Below are 8,570 nucleotides of genomic sequence, written 5' to 3' on the forward strand. Positions count from 1 at the left end.
GGTGCGCCTCGTCGGCCGGGGTGAGCACCTCGGACTCGTCGATGTAGTCCACGCCCAGGCTCTGCAGGACCTGCGCCTCGACGAAGTGCCCGATCCGGGCCTTGGCCATCACCGGGATCGAGACCGCCCCGATGATCCCGTCGATCATGTCGGGGTCGCTCATCCGCGCGATACCGCCCTGCGCGCGGATGTCGGCGGGCACCCGCTCCAGCGCCATCACGGCGACCGCACCGGCGTCCTCGGCGATCTTCGCCTGCTCCGGGGTGACCACGTCCATGATCACCCCGCCCTTGAGCTGCTCGGCCATGCCGCGCTTGACGCGGTCGGTACCGGTGGAAGGGGTCTCGGTTGCCACGGGATGCTGCCTCACGATTCGACGGACGATCCGGGGTGGGTGGGACCCCGGTGACATCGTACGGCCGCTCAGCGGCCGGTCCGACCGCCGCTGCCAGCTCTGCTCGTGACCTCGACGAGGCGGTCGTCGATGTCGAAGTACCGGGGCAGCGGCCGGCGGGCGTGCAGCCGGAACAGCCGGGGGAACCGGTGACGGCGCAGCGCGCGGGTGTCCCGGACGGCGTCGTTGTAGAAGCGGCGGGCCAGACCCACCCGGGTGGTCGTGCCGGCCAGGTCGTTCTGCAGCGCGGCCGGGACGCCGGGCAGGTCGGGCGACAATTCCCGCAGTTCCCGACCGAGGACGTTCTCGGCCAGTTCGCGGTCGCCGTCGACGGGCGCCCGGGCGTCGGCCGCGAAGGCCGCGAGGTAGGCGGCACGGTCGGAGCCGACCGCGGCCGGGTACTGGCGGGCCAGTTCCTCCGCCAACCCGGCCCGTCGCTGCAGCTGGGCGTCCAGCGCGGTCCACGCGCGCGCGACCCGCGCCTCCAGCCGGCTCAGCCGGGTGAGGGTCCAGACGGTCCAGGCCACCAGGAGCAGCAGGAGCACGCCCGCCAGCAGCAACCACACCCCGGACGTCACGGGGCCGAAGGCTAGCGCTCCACCCAGCGGCGCAGGGGCGACCGCGTCGGCGGCACGGCCGGGAACTCGTCCTCCTCGCCCGCGGTCACGACGCCGCCCTCGGGCAGGACGACGGTCTCGTAGACGGCCAGGATCCGCCGGGCCAGCACCTGCCAGTCGTAGGACGCGGCCACCCGGGCACCGAGCTCGGAGAGGATCGCCCGCCGTCCCGGGTCGGCGAGCAGGTCGCCGAGCGCGCGGCCCAGTGCGGCCGCGTCGCCGCGCGGGACGAGCACGCCTGCCTCGCCGTCCTCCAGGACCCGCGCGAAGGCGTCGAGGTCGCTGGCCACGATCGGGGCCCCGGCCGCGAGCGCCTCGATCAGGACGACGCCGAAGGACTCCCCCAGCAGGTTGGGCGCGCAGTAGACGTCGACCGAGCGGAGGAAGGCGCCCTTGTCGGCCTCGGAGATCTCACCGAGGAGCGCGACGTGCGGCCGCAGGTCCTCGCCGATGAGGTCGCGGATCTCGGCGGGGTCCCCGCGACCGGCGATCAGCAGCCGCGCGCCCGGGTGCCGGCGGACGACGGTCCGCATGGCCTCCAGCAGGACGGGCAGGCCCTTGCGCGGCTCGCCGTAGCGGCCGAGGAAGCCGATCGTGGGTCCGTCGACGCCGCGGGTGAAGCCCGGCAGCGACGGCCCCTCGGCGAACGCGTCGACGTGCACGCCGTTCGGGATGATCACCGCGTCGCCGCCGAGGTGCTCGACCTGCACGCGGCGGGCGAAGTCGGAGACGGCGATCCGGCCGCTGATCCGCTCCAGCCAGGGACGGACCACCGGCCCCCACGCCGCCAGCCACTTCGACCGCGTCGTCGCGGCGTGGAAGGTGGCCACGATGGGGCCCTTGGCGATCATGCAGACCAGGAGCGAGACCGACGGCGGCGCCGGCTCGTGCACGTGCACCACGTCGAAGTGCCCGTCGCGCAGCCAGCGGCGGACCCGCGACGCGGACACCGGCCCGAACTGCAGGCTGGCCATCGAGCCGTTGTAGGGCACGGGCACCGTCCGGCCGGCGAAGGTCGCGTGCTCGGGCAGCGACTCCTCGTGCTCGGCCGGCGTCAGGATCTCGACGTGGTGGCCCATGCCCCGCAGGGTCTCGGCCAGGTCCCGCACGTGGTACTGCACCCCGCCGGGCACGTCCCACTGGTAGGGGCAGACGAGGCCTATCCGCATGCCGCGGTGCATCAGGCCCGCTCCTCCGCAGGCGGGTCCGGAGGGACGTCGCTCCAGATCCGGCCGAGCATGTGCCAGTCCTCGGGCTGCTCGACGATGGTGCGGGCGAACGCGTCCGCGACGTCCTGCATCGCCGTCCCGACGCGGTCCTTCAGCCGGCCCGGGCCGTCGACGGGCACCTCCGGCGCGAACGTCAGCCGCCAGCCGCGCTCGGTGAAGGCGCAGACGGTCGGGATGAGCGCGGCCCCGGTCTGCGCGGCCAGCAGCGCCGCTCCGCCGGGCATCGTCGCGGCCCGGCCGAAGAACGTCACCGGCACTCCCCCGCTGCCGAGGTTGCGGTCGACCAGCAGGCAGGTGGAGCCGCCGTCGGCCAGCCAGTCGCGGAGCACCTCCGAACTGGGCCGGGGTCCGCCGGTGAGCGGCACGACCCGCATCCCGAGCGACTCCCGGTACTCGAGGAAGCGCCGGTAGAGCGACTCGGGCTTCAGCCGCTCGGCGACGGTCATGAACGGGCCGCCCAGGAAGTCGATGAACCAGACCGCCGCCGCGTCCCAGTTCCCGCTGTGGGGCAGCGTCATCACCAGGCCGCGGCCCTCGTTGTGGACCTTCTGCACGTACTCCAGGCCGACGACGTCGGTGTCGGTGACGATCCGCTCGCTGCTGAGCGTCGGGAGGCGGAACGCCTCCTGCCAGTACCGGGCGTAGGACCGCAGTCCCCGGGTGGTGAGGTCGGCCAGCTCCGGCTCGGAGAGGGCGCCGCCGGTGACGACCCGGTAGTTGGCCCGCAGCTGGCGAACCCCCGTGCCCTGCCGGCCGGCGGCCCAGCGGCCGGCGCGGTCGAACGCCCCGCGGGCGGCGGGTTCGGGCAGCATCCGCACCGCGCGCCAGCCGGCCGCGAACCCCGCATCGGTCAGCGCAGCGGCGGTGCGGGCCCGCAGGGTGGCCGTCACGGCGTGCCCGGTGGGATCGGGAGGGCGGCACCGGCCGCGCCGCGGCGGACGGCGTGGAAGCGCTGGCCGACGGTCACCGCGCTGCCGGCCAGCAGGGCCCAGAGCATCACGTGCAGGGCGTACGGGACACCGAGTCCGGTGAACCCGGTACCGACCAGGACGAGGATGAGCCGCTCCGTGCGCTCGACGATCCCGACGTCGCAGGACAGGCCCACGCCCTCCGCCCGCGCCTTGATGTAGGACGTGAGCACGCCGAGGACCAGGCAGATCAGGGCGAGCAGGACGATCAGCCGGTTGTCGCCCCCGCCCGAGTACCACCAGACCAGCGCACCGAAGACCGCCGCGTCCGCGGCGCGGTCGCCGACGGAGTCCAGCACCGCCCCGAAGACGGACCCGCCGCCCCGCGCCCGGGCCAGCGCGCCGTCGAGCATGTCGAGCAGGACGAAGGCGGTGACGGCGACCGCGCCCCACCAGAGGACGCCGTTGCCGATCAGGAAGACCGCGGACGCGACGGCACCGACCGTGCCCGTGATGGTCACCATGTCGGGGGTCACCCCGGCCGCAGCCAGCCGCGCGACGACCGGCGCCCAGAAGCGGGCGACGGCCGGGCGCGCGTTGCTGCCGAGCACGTCAGCCCTCCCGCGCCGTGGCGGGCTCCGCCGCCGACTCCGCCCACGCCTTGGCCAGCAGGTCCCGGGTCTCGCGCAGGACCTGCGGGAGGACGCGGGTCAGCCCGATGACCGGCATGAAGTTCGTGTCGCCACCCCACCGCGGCACCGCGTGCTGGTGCAAGTGGTCGGCGATGCCGGCGCCGGCGACCGACCCCTGGTTCATGCCGATGTTGAAGCCGTGCGCCCCGCTGACCGAGCGGACCACCCGCATCGCCGTCTGCGTGAAGGCGCCCAGCTCGGCGACCTCGTCGGTGGTGAGGTCGGTGTAGTCGGGCACATGCCGGTACGGGACCAGCATGAGGTGGCCGGCGTTGTACGGGTAGAGGTTGAGGACGGCGAAGACCGTCGTCCCCCGCGCGACGATCAGGCCCTCCTCGTCGCTCATCGTCGGGATGACGCAGAACGGGCAGTCGTGCGCGCCCGTGGGCTTCCCCTCACCCCGGATGTAGGCCATCCGGTACGGGGTCCAGAGGTGCTCGAAGGCCTGCCCGGGGACCGGGTCCAGAGCCGGCCCGCCGTCGTCCCTGGGCGTGCTCATCCGACCACCGCGGACTCAGCAGTCGGGTCGGCGTTCGAGCGGGACGCGATCCAGGCGGCCACCTGGTCGACGGCGTCGTCCACCGGGATGCCGTTGTTCTGCGATCCGTCGCGGTAGCGGAAGGAGACGGCCCCGGCCTCGGCATCGGTGGCGCCGGCGATCAGCACGAAGGGCACCTTCTGCTTGCTCGCCGTCCGGATCTTCTTCTGCATCCGGTCGTCGGAGTCGTCGATCTCGACCCGGATGCCCTTCTGCCTGAGCTTGAGCGCGACGTCGCGCAGGTAGGGCACCTGCTCGTCGGTGATCGGGATGCCGACGACCTGCACCGGCGCCAGCCAGGCGGGGAAGGCACCGGCGTAGTGCTCGGTCAGGACGCCGAAGAAGCGCTCGATCGACCCGAACTTGGCCGAGTGGATCATCACCGGCTGCGCGCGACCGCCGTCGGCCGACGTGTATTCCAGACCGAAGCGGGCGGGCTGGTTGAAGTCGTACTGGATGGTCGACATCTGCCAGGTGCGGCCGATGGCGTCCCGGGCCTGCACGGAGATCTTCGGCCCGTAGAACGCGGCGCCGCCGGGGTCGGGCACGAGCTCCAGCCCGGTCTCCCGTGCGGCGTCCTCGAGCACCGCGGTCGCCACCTCCCACTCCTCGGAGGACCCGATGAACTTGGCTGCCTTCTCCGGGTCGTCGCCCCGCGTGGAGAGCTCCAGGTAGTAGTCGTCGAGACCGAAGTCGCGCAGCAGCCCGAGCACGAAGGCGAGCAGGTGGCGGATCTCGCCCGGCGCCTGCTCGGGGGTGACGTAGCTGTGCGAGTCGTCCTGGGTCAGGCCGCGCACGCGGGTGAGGCCGTGGACGACCCCGGACTTCTCGTACCGGTACACCGAGCCGAACTCGAAGAAGCGCAGCGGCAGCTCGCGGTAGGACCGGCCGCGCGACCGGAAGATCAGGTTGTGCATCGGGCAGTTCATGGCCTTGAGGTAGTACTTCGCGTTCTCCAGGTCCATGGCCGGGAACATGGTGTCCTCGTAGTAGGGCAGGTGCCCCGAGGTCTCGAACAGGCCGCCCTTGCTGATGTGCGGGCTGCCGACGTAGTCGAAGCCCTCCTCGATGTGCCGGGCGCGGACGTAGTCCTCCATCTCGCGCTTGACCACCCCGCCCTTGGGGTGGAACACGGCGAGCCCGGAGCCGATCTCGTCGGGGAAGCTGAACAGGTCCAGCTCGGCGCCGAGGCGGCGGTGGTCGCGGCGCTCGGCCTCGGCCAGCTGCTCCAGGTAGGCCTTGTGGGCGTCCTTGCTCTCCCAGGCGGTGCCGTAGATGCGCTGCAGCTGCGGGTTCTTCTCGCTGCCCCGCCAGTACGCGGCGGCGCTACGGGTCAGGGAGAACGCCGGGATGGCGCTCGTGCGCGGCAGGTGCGGACCGCGGCAGAGGTCGGTCCAGACCAGGTCACCGGTGCGGGCGTCGAGGTTGTCGTACATGGTCAGCTGCGCCCCGCCGACCTCGACGGAGGCGCCCTCGGTGTCGTCAGCGCCCCCCTTGAGGCCGATCAGCTCGAGCTTGTAGGGCTCGTCCGCCAGCTCGGCCTTCGCGTCGGCGTCGCTGATCTCCCGGCGCGCGAAGTTCTGCCCGGCCCGGACGATCTCCTGCATCTTCTTCTCGAGGGCGGTGAGGTCCTCGGGGGTGAAGGGCCGCTCCGGGTCGAAGTCGTAGTAGAAGCCGTTCTCGACCGGCGGGCCGATGCCGAGCTTCGTGCCGGGGAAGAGCTCCTGCACCGCCTGGGCGAGCACGTGGGCGGTGGAGTGCCGGATGACCGCGCGGCCGTCGGCGCTCGCGGCCGGGACCGGCTGCACCTCGGCGTCGGACTCCGGCGCCCAGTTCAGGTCCTTCAGGTCACCACCGGCCACCTCCCGGACGACGACCGCGCCGTCGGGGCCCTTGAGCGGGATCCCGGCGTCCTTGAGCGCCTGCATCGCCGTCGTCCCGGCCGGCACCCGGATCCCGGGGTGGGCGGCTGGCGATGGCGGGGTCGACACGAGGAACTCCAGGGGTTCGGCGGGCGGGCGCCTGCGAGCCTAATGCGCGCCTGCCGCCGCTCAGGCCGGATGGCGACCTAAGCGAGCAGGACCGGGTCGCCGACGCGCACCACGCCGGGAATGCGCACGTCGGCGTAGACGCCGAGGCAGTGCTTCGGCGTCCGGCTCACGGCGAGGACGGCGTCGCCGACCCGCACGGTCCGGCCGACCCACGACCGCTCGTCGTCCCCGTCGAGGGTGAGCAGCAGGTTCGCCCGCGGGTCGTCGGGCGAGCAGCCCTCCGGGAGGTCGCCGGCCGCGGCGCGGTCGACGGCCTGCCGGGACACGAGGTGCACCGGGGCGACACCGGTGCCCTCGGCCGGCGTCGCGACGAGGTGCACCGGGCGGTCCAGTGCCTCCGAGAGCCGGTCCTCGTCCACGACCGGGTCGCCGGTCGCGGCGACGTCGCGCATCGCAGGGACGTCCTTGGCGCGCACGACCTGCTCGTCGGCGTCGACGACGGTCCACGCGCGGTCCCCGGCGAGACCGTCGCTCCCCACCTCGCACGTGTCTGCCGAGCGGCCGGCGAGGGAGCGGACGGGATAGATCCAGATCTGTTCCACCCGGCCGACCGGCTGTTCCTCCGCCACGACCCGGACCGTACCGCCGCCACCCCGAGGACCGGCCGGACCCACGGTCAGGGGCGTTCCGGCAACGCGCAGTGACGGATCGCGGACGCGTCGGCGAGTCGCCGGTTCACCCGTGTATCCGGACCGGCCGTTGCCGGCTCTCCCTACAGCAATCTGCTCCGTCGAAGCGGCCGGCGCCACGCCGTCCACCAGCAGGAAGGTTGGAAGGAATGCACAGGACGACTGGCACACCGGCGTTGCGGCGCTGGCTCGTCGGTGGAGCCTCGCTCGTGATCGCGGCGACCATGGTCGGCTGCGGGTCGGACGACGACTCCGGCGACAGCGCGTCGGGCGGGACGAGCTCGTCCGCCGCCGAGGAGGCCGATCCCGCCGCGTTCTGCGAAGCGGCGGTCGACCTCGAGGCCGGGCTCACCACGGGTGGCCCCGAGGTGGACTTCGAGACGGCCACCCCCGAGGAGATCGAGGCGGCGCTCACGGACTACCGCGAGCAGGTCGAGCCGCTGCTGAAGGAGGCGGAGGACTCCGCACCCGAGGAGGTGACCGACGACATCACGTCTCTGACCGGCCAGGTCCGCCAGGGGCTGGAGAGCGGCGACGACTCCGTGTTCCAGTCGCCGGAGTTCATGGAGGCGAATGCCGGGATCGACGAGTACATGCTGGCGGAGTGCGGCTACGAGCAGATCGAGGCCGTGGGGGTGAACTACGAGTACGAGGGCATCCCGGACACCGTGCCCGCGGGCATCGTGGCGGTGACCTTCACCAACGAGGGTGACGAGGTCCACGAGATCGGCGTCGTGCGCATCAACGACGACGTGACAGAGCCGCTCGAGCAGCTCCTGACGCTCCCGGAGGAGGAGATCTTCACGAAGGTGGAGTTCGCGGGCATCGCCTTCGCCGAGCCGAGCGCGTCGGACACCGTGTTCCTTCGCATGGAGGAGCCGGGGCGGTACGGCGGCGCGTGCTTCATCCCCCAGGGCACGACGCACGACACCGAGGGCAGTGGGCCACCCCACTTCACGCTGGGCATGTTCGCGGAGTTCACCGTCGAGTGACGGCCTTCCCCACGCAGCCGGCGACCCGGCGTCAGTTCCTCGGCCTCGGTGCGGCCGCGGGACTGGCGCTGGTCGCCGGCTGCTCCGGCGAACGGCCCGCAGCCCCCACCCCCACCGGAGCGCTGCGGCTCACCGCCGCACCGATGCGGCTCGACCTGGCCGGCCACGAGGTGCCGACCTGGGGCTACGGCACCGTTCCGGGACCGGAGATCCGGCTGAAGGTCGGCGACCGCCTGCGGGTGCAGCTGGAGAACGGGCTGTCCGAGGACACGACCGTGCACTGGCACGGCCTCGCACCGCCGAACGGGATGGACGGCGTTCCCGGGATCACCCAGGACCCGGTCACGCCGGGCTCCCGCTTCACCTACGACTTCCCGACGCCGATCGCCGGCTCGTTCATGTACCACGCCCACGTCGGCGTGCAGCTCGACCGCGGGCTGTACGGGCCGTTGATCGTCGAGCCGCGGAACGAGCCCCTGGCCTACGACGGCGAGTACACGCTCATGCTGGACGACTGGCG

General features: G+C 72.8%; 9 protein-coding genes and 1 pseudogene. 2 read left to right on the plus strand and 8 right to left on the minus strand.

The window, feature by feature from the left end; genetic code table 11:
- From E4P40_RS24125 to E4P40_RS24160, 8 genes and pseudogenes are all read right to left on the minus strand, one after another.
- Positions 1 to 307: pseudogene (locus tag E4P40_RS24125) on the minus strand (pyridoxal 5'-phosphate synthase lyase subunit PdxS); the annotation flags it as partial.
- A gap of 116 nt (positions 308 to 423) precedes the next feature.
- A complete protein-coding gene (locus E4P40_RS24130; protein ID WP_135160906.1) occupies positions 424 to 972 on the minus strand; it encodes a hypothetical protein in 549 nt (182 codons plus the stop codon).
- A gap of 11 nt (positions 973 to 983) precedes the next feature.
- Complete coding sequence (locus E4P40_RS24135) at positions 984 to 2,192, minus strand: glycosyltransferase family 4 protein (protein ID WP_245160557.1); 1,209 nt, start codon at positions 2,190 to 2,192, stop codon at positions 984 to 986.
- Positions 2,192 to 3,130, minus strand: coding sequence for a phosphatidylinositol mannoside acyltransferase (locus tag E4P40_RS24140; RefSeq protein WP_245160558.1), 939 nt, complete (start codon positions 3,128 to 3,130; stop codon positions 2,192 to 2,194). The genes E4P40_RS24135 and E4P40_RS24140 overlap by 1 nt, the downstream gene beginning before the upstream one ends.
- Entirely contained in the window at positions 3,127 to 3,759 is a 633-nt protein-coding gene (gene pgsA, locus E4P40_RS24145; RefSeq protein WP_135160907.1) for a phosphatidylinositol phosphate synthase, read from the minus strand. Before pgsA ends, E4P40_RS24140 begins: the two co-directional genes overlap by 4 nt.
- Position 3,760: 1 nt before the next feature.
- Positions 3,761 to 4,339: an HIT domain-containing protein gene (locus tag E4P40_RS24150; protein ID WP_135160908.1), complete on the minus strand. Its 579-nt coding sequence runs from the start codon at positions 4,337 to 4,339 to the stop codon at positions 3,761 to 3,763.
- Positions 4,336 to 6,369: a threonine--tRNA ligase gene (gene thrS, locus E4P40_RS24155; protein ID WP_245160559.1), complete on the minus strand. Its 2,034-nt coding sequence runs from the start codon at positions 6,367 to 6,369 to the stop codon at positions 4,336 to 4,338. The genes E4P40_RS24150 and thrS overlap by 4 nt, the downstream gene beginning before the upstream one ends.
- Before the next feature lie 77 nt (positions 6,370 to 6,446).
- Positions 6,447 to 6,998 (minus strand): MOSC domain-containing protein, encoded by a 552-nt coding sequence (locus E4P40_RS24160; RefSeq protein ID WP_135160909.1) that lies wholly within the window; start codon positions 6,996 to 6,998, stop codon positions 6,447 to 6,449.
- A 209-nt stretch (positions 6,999 to 7,207) separates the two neighbouring features.
- Between E4P40_RS24160 and E4P40_RS24165 the strand changes: the two genes are divergently transcribed.
- Together E4P40_RS24165 and E4P40_RS24170 are read left to right on the plus strand one after the other, a co-directional pair.
- Positions 7,208 to 8,050, plus strand: coding sequence for a hypothetical protein (locus E4P40_RS24165; RefSeq protein WP_135160910.1), 843 nt, complete (start codon positions 7,208 to 7,210; stop codon positions 8,048 to 8,050).
- Positions 8,047 to 8,570: multicopper oxidase domain-containing protein (locus E4P40_RS24170; RefSeq protein WP_135160911.1), on the plus strand; the 524-nt coding region annotated here is incomplete at its 3' end. The genes E4P40_RS24165 and E4P40_RS24170, both read left to right, overlap by 4 nt.

It is taken from the genome of Blastococcus sp. CT_GayMR20 (assembly GCF_004570345.1).